Source organism: Streptomyces sp. NPDC008001, assembly GCF_042958085.1.
Lineage (GTDB): Bacteria > Actinomycetota > Actinomycetes > Streptomycetales > Streptomycetaceae > Streptomyces.
In genome coordinates this window covers 745407-767051 of sequence record NZ_JBIBIZ010000001.1, presented here as the reverse complement: position 1 = coordinate 767051, position 21645 = coordinate 745407, and the positions used below count along the sequence as shown (strand labels likewise).

The window sequence follows — 21645 nt, the reverse complement described above, 5'->3', positions numbered from 1 at the left end:
ATCGGTGGTGGGTGAGACGGGTCGGTGGTGGCCGGTGAGGTGATCAAGCCGGTGGTGATCGATGAGGTGACCGAGCCGGTGGTGTCCGGTGAGGTGACGGAGCCGGTGGTGACCGGTGAGCCGGGTCATGACCGGCCTCGGGAGAAGACGGCGCAGCGCAGCTCGCTGGTGTGGCGCTGTCCCCCGATGTCCAGCCACAGCTGGTCCTGCGAGGGCAGCATCTCGGTGAATTCGACCGGGGATCCGGTCCCCCCGCTCCTCCGGGCGAGCCGGAAGAGCTGCCGCACGAGCAGCGGCGATCCCCAGTCCACGTAGACGGGCTTGGGCTCGCCCGGGACCTTCGCGAAGCCGGTCTCCGGCAGGCCGAGGCCGCGGCGGAGCCGGCGGCCCGCGGTGAACTCGGCGGCGTCACCGTTCGCCCGGTGAATGCCGGGGCTCCAGCCGCGGAAGGCCCGTGCGGGGATCCGCCAGCGCTCGCGGTGGAGGACGACGCGGCCGCAGCGGATCCTGGGCAGGTGGTCGTGGTCCACGCCGCGCAGCCCGATGCCGCCGAAGTGGCGGGGGAAGGCGAACGGCGACAGCGGGTCCTGGCGGATGCTGGGTCCGCCGGCGAGCGGGGCCAGCAGTTTCAGGCGTTTCCCGGTGCCGTGCGCGCGCAGCTCGATCCTGCCGTCGCGCGCCGTCACGTACAGCTGCCGGGGCTGGAGCACCCGGTCCCGGCTCTTCGGGGACAGCCCGTAGACCTCCAGGTCGGGGCAGGGGTAGAGCAGTTGGGCGCCGGTCTTGTCCGGGTGGGACCGGGCGAGGTCGACGAGTTCCTCGTCCTCGTCCAGGAGGCTCAGGTAGCGGGAGTGGACCTCGGCGAGCACCTCGGGCGCCTCGGCCTCGATCAGCGGGGCGAAGCTGGAGTGGGTCAGGACTTCCCGGACGGCGTGGCAGTCGCCGACGACGGCGAGGAAGTCCCCGCGGGCGATCGCCGCGGTGTCCGGGGCGGCGATCATGACGTCGGGGTTGCACAGGGCGGGCGGCGCCGCCGGGTACCTGTCCAGCAGCTCTTCGAGGCGGTCGCGCTCCACCAGCACCTCGTGGCCGCCGCCGACGCGTCCGGTGCCTCCGGCGTGTCCGGTGTGCCCCGTGTCTTCGGTGTGTTCGGTGTGTCCCTGGAGCAGGAGGGCGGTGAGCTCGCGGTCCAGGGCGGCGAGTTCCCGGTCGACGTCCTCGCAGGCGCGGGCGAGGGCGGGCTTGTCGGCGTAGAAGCCGGCGTAGAAGTGCTGCAGAGGTACGGGCACACCGGGCCCGAAGCGCTGTTCGACCCAGCGGCGGAGGATGTCCTGCTCGCGGCGGATCCGCAGCCGCGGCGCCAGGAGGGCCGTCTCGTAGACGAGGGAGAGCTCGCGGCTGATGAGGTCCGCGACGTCCCGACCGAACCGCAGGCCGGCGACCGGGCTGTACGCCTCTTCGTAGAAGATGCTGCGGTCGGCGTAGTGCATGCCGTCGGCGCGGTTGGCCGCGGTCCCGGTGATCTTTTCGAAGGTCTCCTTCATCTCGGCGAGCCGCGGTGCGCGCTCGTCGCCGGGGGCTTCCGCGAATTCCCGCAGCCCCGTCCGGAGGCGGTGGACGGTGGCGAGATCGGACGATCCGCCGCCGGGGACGCGGAGGAGGTGGCTTTCGAGGACGCTCAGCGGGTCCGCGGAGCCGATGGGGATCTCCCAGCGGCCGACGAGCCAGTCCTCGGCGATCAGCTCGTTGAGGGCGGCGTCGAACGAGGAGTCCTGGTCACGGGCTGGTGCGGGGGTGCGTTCGGGCGCCCGCGCGGCCCATGCGGCGCGCAGCTGGGCGACCGTGTGCTCGCCGTCACAGCGCTCCCACAGCCACAACCGGCCGGGGTCGAGCCTGCCGGTGGTGACGGCGACGAAGCGCCAGTCGCCGGGCATGCCGGTCGTGGTCTCGAAGGCGTAGAGGGAGATGTCCGCGCCGTCGGCGAAGGCGAGGGGACGGCGGCGGGGCCGTACGTGCTCGAACACCTCCGGCCGCCGGCTGAACACCTCCGCCAGCCGCTCCCCCGCCCAGTGGCTCAGGAACGCGATCCGGCGGAGGGGCCGTTCGGTCCAGGAGACGCCGTCGGCGTCCGGGGCCAGGCGCGCCACGGACAGGGGCCCGAAGTGGGAGTGGGTCTCGTTCTTCGTCGCCACCCGCTGCAGGTACATCGCCAGCAGGTCCGTCATGCGCCGGACGTGGCCGTCCGAGCCGCCGGAGCCCCCGTCGAGCCAGGCCGCGAACTCGGCGAAACGGGCGTCGTTCGACAGCAGGAGCACCTGTTTCAGGGCCGGGTCGCGGAACAGCCCGGCGACGTGGCGCCTGGTGCCGCCGAGCCGGGCGGGGAAACCTTCCTCGAAGGCCCGCCACGTGCGGTCCAGGAGCAGCGCCGCGGACTGGTAGCGCTCGATGACTTGCATGGCCGGCGCGGAGAGGCAGGCGCCGAGCTGTGCGAGGGCTTCTTCCGGGAAGGGGCGCATCATCCCGACGCCGGAGGCGAGATCGCCCTCGCGCCCGGCCCGTGCGCCCCGGAGCTCTGCCTTGACCTGCTGCGCGAGGCTGCGCACCGCGTCGTAACAGGCGATGACCGCGTCGGCGCCATCCGCGGCCGCGGGGTCGGCGAGGTGCCGGAGAAGGGAGACGGGGAACCCTGCGTGGCGCAGGAGCGCCACCGGGACGAGCGACCACGCGCGCTCCTCCCGGCCGGGTGGAGCACCGTCTCTGCGGTGCGCGGTAATGATCCTCTTGGCCCCGTTGCTGCCCAACTGGCTCCCCCTGGGTGACCATGCCGTAATTGAGCCGAAACGCCACCGTAGTCAACCGGCTGATGAGGCTTCAACGACATACATGGACATGGCATCGGCTTCCGGCCACTACGAGCCGGACCCGAGAGCGTGGGCTCCGCGGGCGAGGCGAAGGGCCTCACTCGGGCATGTCCGGGTGGATCCGGGCCGCCGGACCGATGACCCGGGGCGCCGCAGCGCGCCCCGGCCGGCATCGGCATCACGCGCTCGGCAAGATGACCGGCATGCGACTGCTCCTGACATCGGACACCCACCTGCCCAAGCGCGCCCGCGCTCTGCCCGGGGAACTCCTGACGGCCGTCGACCGGGCCGACGTCGTCATCCACGCCGGGGACTGGGTCGACCTGGCGGCCCTCGACCTGTTCGCCGAGCGGTCCGCGCGCCTCATCGGGGTGTACGGCAACAACGACGGACCGGAGCTGCGGGCACGGCTGCCCGAGGTCGCGCGCGCCGAGCTCGGCGGGCTGCGGTTCGCCGTGGTCCACGAGACCGGGCCCGCACAAGGGCGGGAGAGGCGCTGCGCCGAGCGTTTTCCGGGCACGGACGTGCTCGTCTTCGGCCACAGCCACATCCCGTGGGACACCACCGCTCCCGGCGGGCTGCGCCTGCTCAACCCGGGCTCCCCCACCGACCGGCGCCGCCAGCCCCATCACACCTTCATGACCGCGGAAGTCACCGGCGGCAGCCTCCGGGACGTGACGCTGCACCGGATCGGCGCGGCGGCGTAACTCCCGAGGCCCGCACCGTCCCTAGTCGTTGTCACTCGTTGTCAGTGGCCTCGTGCATCATCACCGGCATGACACAGAGCACCGCTGACGCTCCGCACGCCGCGCATGCCCCGCACCCCCTGCACACGCTCGCCCGCGAGCACCTTCCCGCCGGGATCGCCGAGCGATGGATCGGCCTGATGCGACCGAGCCTGCGCCTGGAGAAGACCGGTACCGAGGGCGGGGCCACGGGTTCGGCTGCGGGTGGTGCACCGGTCGTCGGCCGGCTCGGGGGCCTGCCGGAGCTGCCGGAGAACGAGGAGTGGCCCGTGTGGGAAGGGCACGGCCCGCTGTCCTTCGTCGCCTCGCTCGACTGTGCCGCTCTCCCGTCCGCCGCCCTCGACATCGCCCTCCCTCCGGACGGCACGCTGGCCTTCTTCTACTTCGACGGGCAGGTGGACGACGGCGACGCGCTGGTCTCGCCCTACGAGCCCGGCAGCTGGGCGGGCGCGCGCGTGCTGTACGTGCCGGCGGGCGTCGCCGTCGCGGAGCGGGCGGCGCCGGAGGGCATCCAGCCCTACCCGGAGGTGTCTTTGACGGCGCGTGCGGAGCCGACGGCGCCGTACCTGTGGCACCCGGTGGTGTACGGGGAGTTCGACCCGATGCCCGACGACCACCCGCTGTGGGACGAGGATTTCCGCGAGGCCGTGTGGGAACTCTCGGAGGGCACCGAGCACCGCATCGGCGGCCACGCCAATCCGGTGCAGGACGAGGTGGAGACCGAGGTCGCCCGCGGCGCCCTGGGCAACCCGCCGTGGTCGGACCCCCGCATCCAGGAGGAAGCGCTGCGCTGGGTCCTCCTCGCCCAGTTCGACTCGGACGACGACGCCGACATGATGTGGGGCGACTGCGGCGCCCTCTACTGGCTCATACGCCCGGAGGACCTGGCGGCCCGCCGCTTCGACCGCGCCATGTTCACGTGGCAGTGCAGCTGACCCTTCGGATCGAGCACAGAGCGCCTTCCGGGGGCCGTCGTCAGGGCCGGGTGAGGAGTCCGTAGGCGTGCAGCCCTCCGGAGAACGTGGCCACGTACACCTTTCCGCCGGTGACGGTGGGCGGCACGAACTTGGCGAACAGGCCCACGTCGTCACGGGCGGCGTTCATCTTGCTGTTCCACAGTTCGCGGGTGAGGTCCGCCGCCCGGTAGCAGCGCAGGACGCCTTCCACCACGGCCTGGTTGGCGTCGTCCCGGTAGGGGTGCGTGGCCCAGAGCAGAGCGGTGGCGGGGTCGGGGCCACGGGCGGAGAGGGAGAGCATGCCGCCGGGCATGCCCGGGGAGCCGCCGGGGACTCCTGTGGGGTCGGTGGTGGTGCTCGTGGACACGGGGGTGGTGGCGAAGGACCGGCCGTCGAAGCGGTAGGCGCACAGGAAGGCGTTCTCGGGCCAGACGTAGGCCCACGGGCCGCCGGGGAAGTCCCCGTACACCGGCCCGCCGTGGATGTGGTGGCGCTCGTCGTCCGGGGCCACGACGTAGAAGCTCTGCGGGATCTGGGTGTCGGCTCCGGCGTGGAAATGGCCCATCCTGCCGGTGTCCAGCAGGTAGAACTTGCCCTCCTTGCCGCCGCCCAGCAGCAGCGAGGTGCGGGGCAGGAGCAGGGGGCCGGCCGAGCCGAGGTCGGCGTCCCGGGCGTCGAGCGCCGCGTTGTCGTACGGCGAGAACCAGTCGGCGACGGTGAGGTCCGGGGTGAGTTTGACGACGCTGTCGCCCAGCTCGCTGCCGTCGGCGGCGAATCCGCCGTTGCCGGTCATGAAGTACAGGCAGCCGCTGCCGTCGACCGCGAGGCCCTGCCCCGCCTGCCAGATCCCGCCCATGCGCGTGCCCGGCGTGGTCACATAGGCGCCCACGAGGGACAGGGTCGCGGCGTCGTGGGCGAGGACCCAGCCGTGGTACGGGCGGCGGTCCCCGTAGGAGGCGAACGCCATGTACACCCGGCCGTTGGCCAGCGTCAGCGCGGCCCGCTGGACGTGCCGCCGGCTGACGAAGGCGATCCGGCCGCCGCTGCTGCCTTCTCCGGTGCCGGGGACGTCGGCCGCGATACGGACCGGGCCGCCGAGCACCGGCCGGCCGGTGGCGAGGTCGAGGGCGTGCAGGGTGTGGTGGTGGCCGTCGGCGTCCTTGGTGAAGGCGACGGCGTAGAGGACTTGGCGCGCCGTGTCGATGACGGGGGTGCTGACGATCCCGACCTCGGCGGCGATGTCCCGGTAGCCGGACGGGCCTATCTCCGGGTCGGGCAGCGGGACGGACGGCCCGAGCGACGTCCGCCACAACGGGGCCGCGGCGCCGGGGTCGTGGGCGTCGAAGGCGTAGACGCTGTTGTGCATCGTCGCCGCGTAGACGACGTCACGCCGCCCCGCCCCGGGCACATGGACACCGGGGACGACGAGGGGCTGGGCGTAGATCTGGCCGTCGACGGCGCGGGTGAACAGCTTGCCGAAGGTCTCGCGGCCCACGGTGAGCGGCGTGAGCGTGGTCTCGTGAAGATTGGCGCCGGTCCGCCGGTTGTCGTTGTGCTGTGTGGTCACCGGCACGGAACCGGCTCCGTCGGCGGTGACCGGCATCCGCATTGCCCCCCTCGTCCCGCTACGGCACTTCTCCCGGGCCCAGCGTCGACGAGCAGCCCGCGGGCCTCAATCACCGGAACGAGTGCCACCGGGGCATGGGGGCATTGGGGAAGTGCAGGCAACGTGTGCAAGCGCCTCACGGCATCGGCCCCGCTCTCCCGGGCCCCGGTGAGCGCGCGGCGGCTCGGCCGTCGTGTGACGGCTCGGCGTCGAGTGGTGGCTCAGCGCGGCAGGGCCGAGTCGAAGGCCAGGCCGCTTCGGCCCTCGCCGCGGCCGACCGTGACGCGGCGGGCGGTCCACAGGTCGTAGGAGCCGTCGGTCCGGCGTGCCAGGGTCGGGACGCGCCGGATCCTCAGCCCTTCACGGGGGATCTCGGCGTCGGCGATCACGTCGTTGCCGCCCTCCTTCAGCAGACGGCCTTGGGGTTCCACGCCTTTGCCCTCACTGTCGCCGGCAGCATCGTTGCCGAAGCGGAGCAGCACGCTGCGGACGAGTTCCGACGTGGCATAGCCGCGCGTCGTCGGGAGATAGGGGATCCACCAGTCCGGCACCGAGGTCTGCAGGAGGTAGTTCAGTTCCGCCTCCGGTCGGTCGTCGGTCGTGACTGCGGTGTCGTAGCGCTCGGACTCGCGGAGCCGGGGCTCGCCGGCGGTGTTCTCAACGACGCGCTCGACGGCCCATGCGAGGTTGGCGGACTCGTCCCTCAGGAAGGCCACTTCCTCCACGGCCGGGCCTTCGATGCGGCTCAACAGGGGCGGGGGCACCAGGAGGCCCTCGACGGTACGGGACGTGCCGGCTTCGGCTTTCGTCACGGCCCTGCCCACCGCTTCCGGTTCCGACACCGTGAACATCCGGCACCGGCTGCGCTGCGTCCCGGGAGGCGGAGGCCAGGCCAGGTGCGTCTCGTTGAAGGTCGTCCGGTAAGTGATGGACCGGACGGTGACCAGGGAGCGGGCCGGGACGTCGAGCGGGAGGACCAGCCAGTCGCAGCCGTAGACGAGTGCGCATTCGGCGACGAGCAGGCGGGCGAGGTCGTGCGGGTCGCTTTCCAGGCTGCCGAAGTCGACCTGCTCGTCCTCGAACTCCCAGAATCGGTCGGCCGGCATGCCGGAGAAGCGCAGGGGCGTGGCCGGGCATCGCTGGGTGAACTCCACCTCTGCCGCGGGAAGTTCGGCCGACTCGGACGATGACGCGGACGAGCCTGCCGTGTCCAGGTCGAACGTCCACCAGTCCACTTCCGCGCCGCCGAACTCCGGCGCCCGCAAGGTGTGGTCGCCGTCCGTCCTGTGGACGGCGACCGAGAAACGGTATTCCAGGTGGCGACCCACCCAGCTGGAATCGTCCGTTTGCGGTTCGATCTCCTGCCGGTACCAGGCCAGCCAGCGCGCGATGATCTCCTGTGCGTCGTCCCGGCGGCCCTGCGGGATCGCGTCCCGCAGCCAGTCTGGCAGAGACCCCGCTCCCGTTCCCGTCTCCCCCTGCTCCGCCTCCAACGCGGCGCAGACCTCGTGGGCGTCGGCGGCATGCCCGGCCAGGGCCAGCGCCACGTCCGTCCATTCCGGGCTGTCCGTCGTGTCCCCGGTCGGCAGGGGGTTCCGCAGCAGGACCGCATCGGCCGCGTCGTCCAGACCCGCGTCCCTCAGTGCGGCGAGCAGGGCCGCCCCTGCCTCGGCCCGCGCTCGCGCGCCGGGCCGGCCGTGGACGGGCTCGCGTTCCACGAGGACGTCCAGTGGCTGATCCGGCGGCAGTTCCCGTACCGGTGCGGCTGCTTCGGCGGTCCAGTCCCCCGGCTGCCACTGAGTCACGGGTGCGGCGACGGCGTCGACCCGTACGGCCAGCGGAGTTCCCGCGTCCACCCCGGCGAACTCGCCGAACTGCCACTGCCGGGTGAGCGTCCACAGCGGGTCGTGCAGTTGCGCCGCGAGTCCGGGCCCGGGGTCGCCGGAGCACGACTGCGGCTCCAGGCGCGTCCACGAAGGCGACAGCATCGGCACGCCGGTGGACTCCGCTTGCCAGCGACGGTCGGCGCGGATCACAGCGGGCATGGGTCAGCTCTTTTCGAGGACGTGGGTCAGGACGGCCGACCGGTCGGCAGTGTCCATCAGCCGCCGCATATCGAGGGCGGGCTCGCCTTGGAGCGACCAGTCCTGCACGTAGGTGGCGGGCAGCAGCCGGCCGGCGAGCGGGACGCGTTCGAGCGTCACGGCCCTCTCCCGTGCCAAATCGAGGGTGTCGTCGAGGATTTCCACGACCTTGTCGGGCGTCCACGGCATCCCGCCGGGGCTCATGGCCAGCAAGAGGGCCTGGGGTGCCCGGGCGGAGGGCCCGGGGGCGTTGAGGGCAAGTCCTGCGGTGTGGACGTCCAGGGCTTCGGTGGTGGAGCAGCCGGTGCCTGCGGTGCCCACGGGGCCGCGCCGGGGCACGATCTCCGCCCATTCGTCGAACATCAGCCCGCAGAACTTCGCAGCCTGGCCGACGCTGCCCGCGCCCTCGACGACATAGCCGGTGACCGGTTCCTCGGGCCGGGTGCCCTGGGGAAACGGCAGCCCGATCCAGCTCGAGAACGCCGCTGCGGGCAGTTGCGCCACCTTCAGCGGCGACCGGCAGCGGCCGAGAGCCTCGCGCAGGAGGAGGACCTCGTTGTAGCGGCGTACGGAGGGGCGCACCCGGGACGCGCGTGTCAGCCACGGCCGGATGGCACCGCCGTCGGGGGTTTGCTGCGTGCCGGAGGTGGCCGTCGTGTCCGAGGTGACCGCTCGAACGAACGGGTCACCGGTCCGGGGCTGCAGGACGGGCAGCACGGGCAGCCGGTCGCCGAAGACTGCTGCGATCGCTTCGGTGAGTGGTGCCGCCACGGCCGCATCCGTCAGCGACGGGTCGGCCGACGCCGTGTCGTACGCCTTCATCGCGGCGTCCGCAGTTCCGAGCCTGTGCAGCGCCGCCTCGCGCAAGGCGCTCAGATGCGCCGTCAGGTCGTCCTGGGACAGCGTCGTCGGATCCTCGGCCGGTGCCAGGCCCCAGCTCGCGTATGCGTCGGCCTGCTGCACGGCACCGGCCATGTCCCGGGGCGGGTCCTCATCGGTCAGTTTGCGCAGGCCTGCCACGGCGTTCACCGCCCGCCGGTGGAGCTCGTCCCTGTCCACGAGTCCGTCCACGGCGGCTGGTTTTCCGCCCGCTCCTCCCGTGCTGCCGGGGCCGAGCAGATCGGCCGGGAGCAGGGCGCGGCAGCCGGCGAGCAGGCCGCGTACGGAGCGGGCGAGCACCCATGCGGACCTCAGGGTGATGTGGTCACCGGCGGGCGCTTGTGCCGGATCGCCGTCCCAGGGCTCGGCGATGCCGGCGAGTCCGGGCACACGCCGGCGCAGCACGGCCCAGATGGCCGGTGGCTTCCGGTCCTTCCCACCGTCCTGTACGGCTGCGGTGGCGTTGACGAAGTCCAGGGCGGAGAGCCCGGCATCGGCCAGGGTGACCGGCCGAGCGCCGTCGCCGCCGGCATGGAGGAGCACGCGTGAGGCGTCGCCGAGTACGGATCGTGCCCAGTTCTCCAGCGCCGGGTCGGCAGAGGCCCGCGGGCTCGTGGTCCAGCCACCGGCTTCCCCCGCCTTGTCCGGGCCGGGAAACAGGGCGGTCAGCCGGTGGGTCAGTGCGGTGCCGGAGCGTGGTGTCCGCACGACGTCGGGCTCGGGCGGGGGCCCGTCACCGGCGAGGGCGTCCATGGCCGCGGCGGCCCGGCCGGCGTTTCCGCTCACGAGCTGGTGGACGGATTCGGTGAGCAGCAGGTCGGCGACGGCGTCGTTGAGGCCCTCCAGGCCGCCGATCGCGTCGGCCACGGCCTGGAGCTCATCCGTCGTCGGCGCCGCCCATGCCGTCCCGGCGAGGTACCGGTCGTAGTCGCGCGGTCCCTCGCACAGGCGCTGCGCGATCTTCCCCTGGGAGAAGGGCTGCGAGGTGGCGGCGTCCGCGCGGTGGAGCTCCAGCAGCCGGACGCCGTCGACGACTTCCGCCGCGGCGGTCGACTCCAGTTCCGCCGGGGCCGGGTTCGCGCCCGCGACCCGGTCGGTCGCCTTCGCCGCCGCCAAGGGGGCGAGCGAGCGCAGGCAGTAGATGAAGCGGTCGAGCGGCTTGCCGTCGGCGGAGGTGGTGTGCAGGCTGCGTTCGAGACGGTAACCGAGCAGCGCCCCGAGCGGCTGACCGGCCCGGATTCCGTCCAGGACGGCGAGTGCCTGCCGCACGCGCGTGCTGGACAGGTCGATGTCGAGGGCGGCGTTCGCGCTGTCGCCGGGGTCGTGAGTGAGCCGGGCGCCGCGCAGGACGGCGGCGGTCGCGGCGTGCGCGGGGCCCGGGGCGAGGACGTGGCCGCCGTCGTGGTACGCCCGGAAGACCGGCTCCGTGATGTCCGAGGGGACGCCTTCGGCGTTCTTCTCCGCGGGCGCGGTGTCGATTTCGATGCCCTCCAGCCAGCCGTAGGCGCCGATCACCAGCCCTTGAGGGTTTGCCGTGCGGGCTCCGGTCAGGCGGCACGTGGCCAGCGAGGTGAGCCAGGCGTCCAGCCGGTGCGAGGCGCAGTCGAGCGTCTCCGCCAGCAGGAGCGCGCGCTCGTCTTCCGTGGGGACGCCGACCAGGGTGCCGATGGCCGCGCGCAGTTCGGCGAAGCGTTCACCGGCGCGCAGTGCGGCGGCGACCGTACGGAGGCGTGCTTCGGGGGATTTCCCCGCCGCCCATTCGACGAGGTTCGGCCGGAGGCCGGCGAACGGGAAGCGCGCGGCGAAGCGCACGCGATCGTGGGGCTGCACCTTTTCTTCGATGATTTCCGCTTGCTCGGCGCAGTCTTCCAGACGGTCCCAGCGCCGGTTGCGGAGGTTGTCGAGCAGCTCGGATGCGGGGCCGGGGTCCAGCGTGCCCTGCATGGTTTCCCGGGCGCCCTCGATCAGCCACTCGTGCAGCAGGCCCCATCCTTCGCCGGTCGCGGGTTCGGCCGCGAACTGCTCCACCTCGTACCGTGCTCGGGCCTCGGAGAGGGCGAGGAGGGCCTGGAGCACACTGCGGACTTCGAGGACCTGGAGGGGGGCGTGCTCGAGCAGGGCCCGGCAGAAGTCGGGATCACTGGCGTGGGCGAGGGGCAGGGCGAGGTTGCGCGCGTCCTGGCCGAGCAGGTCGTAGCCCCGGGTGGACCCCGGCGGCAGCCCGAGGAGGGCGTCGGTCGCCCGGGCCAGGGCTTCCTGCGCGGTGATGTTGCCCGAGCCGGCGATGCCGCGGTAGGGCAGGGGGCTGGTGGGTGAGCCGGTGAGGACGAAGCGGACGCGCAGGGTACGGGAGACGGGCGTCTGACCGAGGATGTCCGGCAGGTCCTTCTCGATGTCGCCGGAGGTGACCGTGGGCACGCTCCTCGCGCCTTCCTGCCATAGTGGCCGGATCCTGCCGAGCAGCTCTGCCAGCGCTCCGACGGCGGCTCCGCCTTCCGCGTCCGGAGGCCAGGACGTGCCGTGGGAGGTCACCGGGAGGATCCCGTAGGGCTGCCGGCCCACTCTGAGTGCGGGCAGTGGCCCACGGCCCCGGACGTGGGCGACGGCGTGGGCGCGGACGTCGTCGCGGGTCCGGGCCGGCACCGTGCCGCCGACGGCGTTCGAAGTGAGCATCCGGTCGAGCAGGGTGTCCCAGGTCACCGGCCACAGCGCGGTGGCCATGGCCTTGGCCTGTTCCTGGTCGGTGCGGTCTGCGCCGTCGAGGCCGGCCAGGAGCAGGGGGTCGATGCCGAGAGCTCGTGCAAGGACCTGCGCGTTGGTGCCGGCGCCGGGGGCGGTGGCCGGTTCGGTGGACGGCGGGGCCGGGAGGGCGGGCGGACGGCTCCATGCGGACCGGGTCGTGGCGGTGTTGTTGGTGGCGGTGCCCGGAGGGACGAAGGCCAGGCCGTCCCCGTAGGCGTGGGCGCGCAGCAGTTCCTCGAAGTGCCCGGCCGTGTCCTCCGGTGCGTCGGACGACCGGACGCCGAGGACGAAGAGGCGGTCGATCCGCTCTCCCGGTTTCAGCCCGGTCACCGTGACCGCCATCCCCGCGTTCCATGCCTTCTCGTAGTCGGTGAGCCAGGCAGTGGCTTCGCGCAGGGCTGCCACGTCCTCGTCGGTGTCCGTGCCCGTGCCGGCGTCGATGCCCGTGCCCCTATTTGAGGCTGCGCCCCGGCCGGAACCGCTGCCACGACCCGCGGTGCCGAGGCCGTCCGCCAGGCTTGCGGCGAGGCGCAGGTCCCCCTTCTCGGGTCCGAGCACAAGCCCTTCGCGCGGGATGGGGTTGCCGGTCTGCCGGCGGACTTCGGTCCCCTGGCGGACGACCACGAGGAAGCAGTCCGGCAGCAGGCGGGCCCGGGTGCCCCCGCGCTGCGGTGGGTCGGTGTCCGGGAATTCGGGACCGGAGCCGGAGGAGGTGCCGCCCAGGTTGACGGGGGTCAGGGCTGCGGCGACCCACGGCGCCCGCCGGGGACCGACGCGGGTGACGAGCGCCCGCCAGGGATCGGCCGGGCCGGAACCCTGCGCCTGGTCTGTGTTCCGGTCCCGGTCCTGGCTGTGCGGCCACACCGCCTTCCAGTACTCCATGCCGGCGGTGCGCTCGCCGGGTACGACACTCCCGTCGGCTGCTGTGCTGTCCTCCGTCAGTCCCGGGTCGAAGGCGTCCACGCTGATGTCGTCGGGATAGATACGGACGCGCAGCACGCTCCCGCCCTCGCCCGACCGGGTCTCGACCCGCACGGGGAGCAACAGCAACGGCACCTCGGCGTTCACCGTTTCCCAGGGGTCCGTCTCAGGCATCAGCTCAACTTTCCGATCATGTCCGCCGCGCTGAACGCGGCGCGAGCGGGCTGCTGGAAGAGCAGCCAGGCGATGTACGCCGCATCCGCGCGGAAGGGGGGCTGGAGGTCGACGAGGGGCGTCGTCGCGCGGAGCATCTGCCCGTCGTAGGCGAGGTCGCCCCACCTGAGGTCGTCGCGTTTCACCAGCGTGCCCGCCGGATGCGCCGTTCCCTCGTCCGGGCCCTCGCCGAGTCCCTTGTCGAGCCCGAAGCGCGGCTGTCCGACGTGCTCGCTCAGCGTGAACCACCAGGCGCCCACCCCCGTTGCCGGTGCCGTCATGTCGGCCGCGGTCTCCTGGAATCCGACGAGCAGCAGGTCGGGGTCGAGATTGAGCCGGAAGAGCGTCGTGGCCGGGGTGAGGGCGAAGTTCTGGGGCGGGTCGGCGCCGTCGGTCTGCTGCACGGCGTGCGCCAGCAGGTTGGGGAAGCGGCGGACCAGCTCACCGCGGACGAGCAGGACGACGGCGCCGTCGAGCCGGGGGTCGAGGTGGCTTCCGAGGGCGCCTTCCCCGAGCGCGTGGACCGGGTTCTGCAGTTCGTCGGCGGGCGTCCAGAAGGACCGGAACGACGTGGCCCTGCCGTCGGTGGGGTAGCCGCGCCAGACCAGCTCGCGCGCGAACTCGGTGTTGAGGCCGATCAGGAACGCCTCCACGAAGCGGGCGTTGGTCTGGAGCAGGGTCACCATGTCCGTCTGCTCGATCGCCTCAACGCCGGGCATGAGCCAGGACCGGTCGTAGCGGTCCAGTGCCTCGTACATCGCATGGGGGAAGCGCGGTGCGGCCCGCACTTGTTCCGCCCTGTTGTCGTCGAACCAGTCCGCCGGCAGCCACGGGGGCCACTGCTCACGCTCCGGCAGCCGGGCGAGCACCCGTCTCGTCACCGTGCGGGCGGGATGGAGCAAGGCGAGCAGGTCCAGGTCCGCCACCGTCCGGGCGGTCCGCTCGGTGTCGCGGGGGCCACCGGCCGGCACGAGGACGCCGGCGAGATCGCCGAGGTCCCGGGCGAGGTCGTCCGCGGTCACCTCGGCCAGGCCCCGGAGCCGCCGCGCGAGGCCGGCGTCGGCCTCGGAGGAAAGGGAGATGCCCCACCGCTCCGCGATGCCCTGGTACGTGGCCAGCAGGTTCCGCACGTCGGCGGCGTGGAGGCGGACGAGGGGCGAGGCCTCCGTGAGTGGCTCGCTCAAGGAGAGCCGTTCCGCCGTGGCACGGCGGACGGTCCAGTCGGTGATTCCACGCTGGTGGCTCTCGTCCGTCACCGCGCGTACCTGGGGCACCAGGTCGGTCAGGTACTCGGCGACCTCCTGGTCATGCGCACAGTCCTCCGGCGTGGGCAGGGCCGCGAGCAGGGTCTCAAGGGCGTCGGAAAGGCTCCGGGGAGGAATCTGCTGGACGAACCCGGCCACTCGGCCGGCGAGCGACCCGTCCAGGGCGGCGTCGCGCAGCGCCTCGGGCGCGGGCACGCGGCTGAGCCCGTTCATGGCGTCGGTGACGGGCTGCCGGCACTCCTTCGGCAGCAGGCCGACGGTTGCGCCGGCGAGCGCGGTGACCGCGTCGGGATCGGCGTACCGGCGGACCCAGTCGCGGACGTTCCCGGTCCCGTCGGCGAGCAGCCCTTCGACGGCGCGGACCCGTGCCTCCCCGGCCGGGCGCTGCGCCTCGGGGCGGACGAAGCGGGCGAGGGGCCCTCGCGGCCTGGCAAGCCGCCGCAGCGTTCCGGCCGCGGCGGCCACCGGCAGGACGCTGCCCTGCAGGTAGGCCCGAACGGTCTGCCCGGGTGCGTGCAGCAGGCGGCTCGTGGCCCGTTCGGTGACGGCGAGGAGCGCTGCGGGCGACATCCGCGCGAGGTGGCTGCGGTGCAGCGACTCGGACAGATAGCGTCCCAGCTGGGCGGCGCGCAGTTGGCGGTTGGTGGCTTCCACGCCCTCGATCTGGGCCCAGGCGCTCGCCATCAGCGGTTCCTGGTCCATCTGCACGACGCGGGTGCCGAGCCCGGCGACGAGCCGGTCGGCGGGGTCGAGGTTCAGGCCGCGGAACCAGGCGGGTGCGGTGTCGTCGACGCGGGCGCGGCCGGTGTGTGCGCCCGCGTAGAGGGGCGGTGCCACCGCCGGCGGTTCCTTGCCCCGGCCGGCCGGCTCACTGCCGGTGTGGCGGTGGCGGTCGGGGGCCTCCAGCTGGAGGCGGAGTGCCTGGGTGGTCGCGGCCGGCCACGCGGCGTCGTCCGGTGGGGCTCCTACGCGGGTGAGGGCGCCCTTGACGGACCGGGTGCGTCCGGCGGCACCGGGCGGCAGGCCGGGGATGCCGTTGCCCGGCCGGGACGTGTCCACCTCGCGCACGCCCACGGTGCCGGGCGGCTCGACCGGGTACAGCCGCCCGGCCAGCGTCTCGAAGTTGACGTCCTCGCCCGTCGAGAACGTCCAGTGGTCGTACACGGGGAGCACAACCGTGTCCTCCGTTCCCCACGACCAGGCCAGCGTGTCCTGGTCGGCCGGCCCGCCCGCGCCCAGGCCGGCCCGGGCCCCGGCCGCGAAGGTCGGCACGACGCAGGCGATCCAGTCGCAGTGCGGGAGGAGCCGGCGCGGGGCGATCAGCCGGGAGAGGCTGGTCTCCGGGCTCGTGGGTGCCAGCCGGTCGGCGAGACCGGGCGTGCCTGCCGCCTCGCCGAGGACCTGGACGTGGGCCCAGGCCCATGCGTCCGGGGCGGCGGGGAGTTCGGTCCGGGGCACGGACAGCTGCGCGAGTCCACCCTGTGCGGGCAGGTGGAGCGTCGCGTGTTGCGCCTCGACGACGATCAGCCGCAGCCACGGGGGCAGGTGGCCGTCCCCGTCCGGGGCTGCCGGGGTGAACATCCACGGCAGGTCGGGGGCGTCGAACTCGATGTGTGCGAACTCGGTGGGGTCGGCGTCCGCGGTGCCCGGCACCGGCCAGCGGCGGATGATCTGCCGGGGATCGAGGCCGGTCACGTCGCCGGGCCCGCGAACCTCCAGCGTGACCTCCACCGCATCCTCGCCGCCGGGCGACTGGACCGGCATGCGCAGGGCGGCTCTTCCGCGCGCCGGTGCGGCTGTGGTGAAGGGCGTGCCCAGCGCCGCGGCGATGCCCGTGCGGTGGTGCGGGAGGAAGGTGTACGTGCCCAGGACGACCTGCTCCGCCGGCACCGGCGAGTGGAGGCGGAAGGCGTCCTGGACCAGTTGGGGGTCCAGGGCGGCCGGTTGCGGATTCATCGGGCGGCTCCGAGTGCGACGACCTGCAGGGTCCCTGCCCGGTCCGGGTCGTCGGCCAGCGCACGGGAGACCGTCTGAGCGGCGTGGGTCCACGTCAGCGGGCCGTCCGGCAATCCGGCGGCGGTCGCGAGGTCCGCGGTGCCGCGCACCAGGACGTGCTCGGGGCCGGTCATCGGCAGCGGTGCGGCGGCCACGGCGTACCGGTCGTCCGCCCGCAGGTCGCTGCTGCCGGCGGCGGTCGCCGAGAGGACCAGCCCGCTCTCGTGCACCAGCGTGAAGAGCCGCGCGTCGCCACGCGGCCGGCCCGGGTGGTGCGGGAAAGAGGTCTCGTAGGCCAGTTCCGCCTGGACCGGTGTGGTGGCCCCCGCGTTCACGCCGCCGGGGTCGATCCGCACCCCCGCGGGGAAGTCCTCGAACGACGGGCGCCGCAGCACTTCCTCGTCGGGAAGGTCGAGGTACTGGCCGGGCGCGAACTTCTCGGGAGCCTTCGAGTAGGCGGCGACCGCACCCGCGGCGGCTCCGCCGGAGGTGACGAAGGACGGCGCCCCCAGCGTGACGTGGCCCTCGCCGTCGGGCACCGAGGCGCCTCCCACCCGCTGGATGTCGGTGTCCAGCGGCACGACGCCCTGGGTGGCCTGCAACAGCGACCAAGGGTTCACGACCAGCACCGCGGTGTCGTCGGCGTGCGCGGACGGAACGGGTTCGTCACGCACCTGGACGGGAGGACGCAGCCCCGGCGCCGGGGGCGCGGACCAGGCGGCCGGCTCGGACAGGGCGGAGCTCACGGCCTTCCGCGGGACCACGCTCTCCGGTGGGGCTGCCGCGTCCTCGCCCCAGGTGATCGGTCCGACGTCGATGGACACGTCCGGCAGGGGCCAGGGCAGGCTCACCCGCCCGGTGCCCCAGGCGCGCCACGGTGACGGGCCCTCCAGACGGAGGCGCAGCTCCACCGCCGCAATCGTGAGGCCGAAGGCCCTGATGGACACGCCCGCCGTGACGTCGGCTTCGAACCCGAAGTGCGGCAGGAACCGTACGAGGGCGTCGAGGGCGAGATGGCCGTGCACCGCGGCCGAGGGGACCCCGTACACCGCTTCCAGCCGGCCGCCGAACTGCAGGGTGCTGGGCGTCAGCGCGACGTACGTCTCCAGCCGGAACTGGAAGCCCACCGGAGGCGCCAGGTCCGCGGTGAGCCGCCGCAGCCCGGCCAGCTCGTCCGGTGGCCGGAAGCGGGGGTGGAACCCTCCCGCGCTGATCGCGAGGAGGGGATCGCCGCCGAAGCGCAGAAGGACGCCGATGTCACCGCTCACCGCGGACAGGCCCACGTAGGAGTCGACGAGCGACGCGATGACCAGAGCGCGGTCGGCGCAGAACTCCCCGTAGATCTCGGCGTTGAGGACGATGAGGCCCAGTCGCTGCGTAGGAAGAACCATGCGCAGCCGACCGAGCAGCAGCACCTTGGGGTCCGGGAGGGAGAGGACGAGCGCCAGCTCGAAGGTCACCAAGGTGACCGGGCGGCCCCATCCGAGCTTGACCATCGGGCCGGCGACGAACCCGCCGGGCCGGGGCGGAAAAGAGGCGCCGAGGGCATCGAGGAGGGCGGGAGCGGCCCGGACCGGATCCGGCGGGAACAGCAGCCGCACGGTCGCACCGCTCTGCAGGCCGGCGCGCAGCGCCTCGGTGTCCGCGGAGACGTCCGCGCCGACGATGCCGCCGATGCCGTTGAGGGTGAACAGCAGCCCGAGTTCGATGGGCGGGGCGAACTCGACGGACATCACGACGACGAACGAGTGACCGTCGGCGCGGTCCGTGAGCAGCCCGAACGCCTTGACGTCCACCGGACCGAGCCGCAGCCGGAACACCCCGCCGTAGCGTGTGCCGGTCGTTGCGCCCTGGTCGGGCCGGATCTGCAGGTATCCGCCGCCCTCTACGGGGCCGGCCTTGATGACGACCCCGAAGCCGTCCGGTAGCCGCCCGCCGACCGTCAGCGACTTCCCGGAAGCGAAGCCGATACGCACTCCGGCCCCGTCCACCAGCAGCCGCACGGCGGAGCCCAGTCCGCCTTCCACGAGGAGGAGCAGGTCCAGCGAGCCCGGTGCCGACTCCGGGAACGCCAGCACCATGCCCCTGATCGTGACGAGCCCGGGGCGTGCGGGCTTCCCTCGCGCGGACGCAGGAAGGGCGACACGCCCCGATGCGGCGTTGCCCGCCGTGATGCCGCCGAAGGTGAGGCCGCCGTGTGCGGAGTTCACGGACACCGACACGTCCGTGGCGGCCAAGGTGTCCGCCACGCCGATGGCCGTCAGCAGGCTGCTCACGGGCACCTTGACCTGCGCACCGGTGGCCTTCAGGTCGACCCGGAGCGATGGCGTCCCCTGCATCTCGTCGTAGAGCAGCTGGGTGGTCAGGGACACGACGGCGATGTTCAAGAAGGCGGAGAATTTCCTGTTCGTCGTCTTCAGCAGAAACGTCAACCGCCCGTCGGCGCAGGTGAGCTGTCCAGGGCTCAGCGTCACCGTGCCCAGGAGCTCGCCGATGGGCCCTGTTGGCGAAAGGGAGCCGGTGAGAGCGAGCCCGAGGACGTCCGCCGCCCCCTTGCCCGGATCCGCCGCGCGCGCGGCGAGGTCGATCTGCCGAACAGCCGTGGCGAGATAGGTGACGGCGTCGTTCAGGCACGGCAGGCCCGCGGCGACGTCCCCTGCCAGGCCGGCGACGGCATCGCGCGCCGATTGCAGAGGGCCGTCCACCCCGGTGGCCGCCGGGGTGGACAAGGTCAAGCCGAGCGCGTCGGCCAGGGCCCGCGGAGAAGCGAGAGCGTGGTCGAGGGACTTCAGCCGCTCGGAGCAGAAGCGCAGCGTGGCGTGGAGCAGGGCTACGTCCGGAGCCTCGCCTGCCATCGGTCACCCTCCGAACCGTCCGTTGAAGGGCTCGAACACATGGCAGTGTCTCCCTCGGCTGTCCGCCCCCGGGACAGTTACGGAGTGGCCGACGGCGAGTCCACCCGATCAGCTGACAGGGTGGGTCCGGAGGTTCGTCAGCTGGTGAGTCCGGCCCAGTACGAGGACACCTCGGCCCAGGGGAACAGCGGGCCGGGGTCGATCCGGCGGCGGACGTGTACCTCGGGACGGTCCGCGGCGGGGATCCGCTCGGTGTCGAGGTCGCTGTGCCTGCGCAGGTCGGTGAGTCCGGGGCAGGTGTCGCGCAGGGTGCGGAGCACGTCCCGGAGCGCCTGCACCTGGAGGTCCGGGAAGGGCTCGGACGGCGTCTGGTGGTCGGCGTCGAACCACCGTGGGTAGCGGCCGAGGTTGACCAGTTCGATGCCGATCGACGGGGTGTTGTGCCCCCGGACGTGCTGGGCGACGCGTTCGAGCGGGACGAGTTGTTCCACGGATCCGTCCCGGTCGATGTAGAGGTGCCCGCACATGCCGCGGCCGCTCTCGCTCTCCCGGGCCGTCTTGTCCGCCTCCTTCACCGCCGCTTCGAGGTCGGGCAGCTCGGTGGCGTGCAGCACGACCATGGTCACGGTGCTGAGCCGGCGCTCGGGGAGACGGGCGTGCCAGCTGACGAGGCGATCACGGCGGTAGGGGCCCATGGGGCCCGATCCTAGGACGCGCGCGCCGCCGTCACGAGCGGATCGCCGTCACGAGCGGGCCACCGTCACGAACGGGCCGCCGCCTGGATCTCCTCGGCGACCGCCTTGTCCAGGGCCGCCCTGACGAGGCCTGCGGCCAGGGCGGGGGTCTCCTCCCGCTTCACCAGGCGGGCCAGTGCACCGGGATCGGCGGGGAGGCCGAGCCTCTTGGCGCCCTGGAGCGTTTTGGCATCGAGATACGGGTGGGCCTCGGGCCAGACGCCCTGGACCTCGCGGAGGAAGATGTCCGCACCCGTCGGGCCCACGCCCGGGATCTCCCTGAGCACGTTGCGCAGCCGCTCGACGTCGCCGTCCGCCTTCTTGCGCATGCGCCGCACGTCACCGCCGTAGTGGTCCAGCAACAGCTCGGCGCCGTCGCCCAGTTGGGTCGCGGTGCGTTCGTCGTAGCGGCGGTAGCCGCCCTCGCCGAGAGCGTCCACCCGCTCCTGCCAGGTCGCGGACGCCATCCGGCGGGGGTCCTTCATCCCCGCGGCCGCCAGGGCGCGTGCCGTCTCGACGGCGACGGAGGCCCGGATACGCGCGCTCAGCAGCATGGCCAGCACGAGGAGACGGTACAGCGGCTGCGGGGTGTCCTTGAGCCGGATGCCCGCCTCTTCGGCGAAGGTCCGCCCGTGCGTGCGCATCAGCGCCCGCACGAGCTCCTTGTCACTCTCCTTGCCGTTCCCCTTGGCACTCACGGCTGCTCTCCCGCGAAATCGTCGCCTCACTCACCTCACTCCAGTTTCCCCCGGTACGACCACGGATGCCTCCTGGGCCGCACGCGCACGCCGCCTATTCCTCGTGCTCTCCGGCCTCGGCAGCTTCGGCGTGCCGCTCCGCCTTGCGCGCTGCTCGTTCGGCTTCCCTGAGGCGTCCGCGCGCCTGTCGTTCGTCGTCCTGGGCCGCACGATGGCGGGTGCGCGCTTCTTCGAGGCGCTGCTTGAGGTTCTCGATCTCCTCGGCGGTCTGCCGGACGGCCAGCACGGCCCGGTCGAAGTCTTGCTGAGGGGGCAGGCACGCGGCCCGGGCCCGGCCGGCGTCACGACGGGCCCGCTCGATCCGTTCGGCCCTCTCCTCCCGCTCCTTCTGCTCAGCCCTCTCCTTCCGCTCGGCGTTCTCACGTTCCCGCCGTCGTGCCCGGGCGGCCTCGAGTTCGCTCACCGCCGACGTGCCGCCGTGTTCCGTACGGCCGGCCCGCCGCCGCCCGCGAGCCGCGGTGGCGGAGGCCGGGGCCTGAGTCGAGGTCGGCAAGGGGCGGCCCGCGGCCGCGCCTGGGACGCCGGACAGGCTGGAAACCCCGGGGAATCCGACCGGTGCGCTCAGCGCTCGGTCCAGGCGGCCGGCGGCCCACGTCTGCGCCGCCCCGGGGTCGGCGAGGGCCGCGTGGAGCGTTGCCTCGATCTCTCGCTGCGCCGCGTCGCCGATCCGTGTCCCGGCTTCGGCCGCCAGCTGCCGGGCCTGCTGCGCAAGCGTCGTGACCAGGGCGTACTGCCGGCGGCTCAGCTCCCTCAAACGGGCCCCGTCGAGTTCCCGGTGGGCGCGGCGCAGGCTCTCGCCGAGCCGCAGCAGGGCGTCGACCTGCTCGGGGCTCCGGCGCACGAGGAGGTTCCCGGCCCAGGCCGCTGCCGTCGGCCGGCGCAATTCCTTGATCCTCTTGGCGAGCGCCCGGTCGCCGGCCTCCCGCGCGGCGGCCGCGTGCCGGTCGCGGGCGGCGGTGAATTCGTTCGGCCGCATCCCGTACAGCTCGTCGGCGACGGCATCGAAATCCACCGGGTCACCTCCGTCCCC

The 21645-nt window shown here is 73.1% G+C and carries 11 protein-coding genes; 2 read left to right on the top strand and 9 right to left on the bottom strand.

What is annotated here, in order from left to right:
• Nucleotides 1-125: 125 nt before the first annotated feature.
• On the bottom strand, nucleotides 126-2801 hold the full coding sequence (locus ACFZCD_RS02920; protein WP_391827193.1) for a lantibiotic dehydratase: 2676 nt from the start codon (nucleotides 2799-2801) through the stop codon (nucleotides 126-128).
• Nucleotides 2802-3064: 263 nt separating this feature from the next.
• Here ACFZCD_RS02920 and ACFZCD_RS02915 point away from each other — a divergent pair, with 263 nt between their 5' ends.
• The gene (locus ACFZCD_RS02915; RefSeq protein ID WP_391827191.1) at nucleotides 3065-3568 is read left to right on the top strand and encodes a metallophosphoesterase family protein; all 504 of its coding nucleotides are present in this window, start codon (nucleotides 3065-3067) and stop codon (nucleotides 3566-3568) included.
• 68 nt (nucleotides 3569-3636) lie between these two features.
• Nucleotides 3637-4542, top strand: coding sequence for a YwqG family protein (locus tag ACFZCD_RS02910; protein ID WP_391827189.1), 906 nt, complete (start codon nucleotides 3637-3639; stop codon nucleotides 4540-4542).
• Nucleotides 4543-4582: 40 nt separating this feature from the next.
• Here the strand turns inward: ACFZCD_RS02910 and ACFZCD_RS02905 are convergent, their stop codons facing one another.
• From ACFZCD_RS02905 to ACFZCD_RS02870, 8 genes are all read right to left on the bottom strand, one after another.
• On the bottom strand, nucleotides 4583-6136 hold the full coding sequence (locus tag ACFZCD_RS02905; protein ID WP_391827188.1) for a hypothetical protein: 1554 nt from the start codon (nucleotides 6134-6136) through the stop codon (nucleotides 4583-4585).
• Nucleotides 6137-6390: 254 nt separating this feature from the next.
• Nucleotides 6391-8214, bottom strand: a complete 1824-nt coding sequence (locus ACFZCD_RS02900) for a hypothetical protein (RefSeq protein WP_391827186.1) — start codon at nucleotides 8212-8214, stop codon at nucleotides 6391-6393.
• A gap of 3 nt (nucleotides 8215-8217) precedes the next feature.
• Nucleotides 8218-12969, bottom strand: a complete 4752-nt coding sequence (locus tag ACFZCD_RS02895) for a hypothetical protein (protein WP_391827184.1) — start codon at nucleotides 12967-12969, stop codon at nucleotides 8218-8220.
• A complete protein-coding gene (locus ACFZCD_RS02890) occupies nucleotides 12969-16229 on the bottom strand; it encodes a hypothetical protein (protein WP_391827182.1) in 3261 nt (1086 codons plus the stop codon). Before ACFZCD_RS02890 ends, ACFZCD_RS02895 begins: the two co-directional genes overlap by 1 nt.
• Nucleotides 16226-19123: a DUF6603 domain-containing protein gene (locus ACFZCD_RS02885; protein ID WP_391827180.1), complete on the bottom strand. Its 2898-nt coding sequence runs from the start codon at nucleotides 19121-19123 to the stop codon at nucleotides 16226-16228. The genes ACFZCD_RS02890 and ACFZCD_RS02885 overlap by 4 nt, the downstream gene beginning before the upstream one ends.
• 137 nt (nucleotides 19124-19260) lie before the next feature.
• On the bottom strand, nucleotides 19261-19818 hold the full coding sequence (locus ACFZCD_RS02880; RefSeq protein WP_391827178.1) for an N-acetylmuramoyl-L-alanine amidase: 558 nt from the start codon (nucleotides 19816-19818) through the stop codon (nucleotides 19261-19263).
• A gap of 65 nt (nucleotides 19819-19883) precedes the next feature.
• A complete protein-coding gene (locus tag ACFZCD_RS02875) occupies nucleotides 19884-20501 on the bottom strand; it encodes an endonuclease (RefSeq protein WP_391827938.1) in 618 nt (205 codons plus the stop codon).
• A gap of 148 nt (nucleotides 20502-20649) precedes the next feature.
• Nucleotides 20650-21627: a hypothetical protein gene (locus ACFZCD_RS02870; RefSeq protein WP_391827176.1), complete on the bottom strand. Its 978-nt coding sequence runs from the start codon at nucleotides 21625-21627 to the stop codon at nucleotides 20650-20652.
• Nucleotides 21628-21645: the final 18 nt, after the last annotated feature.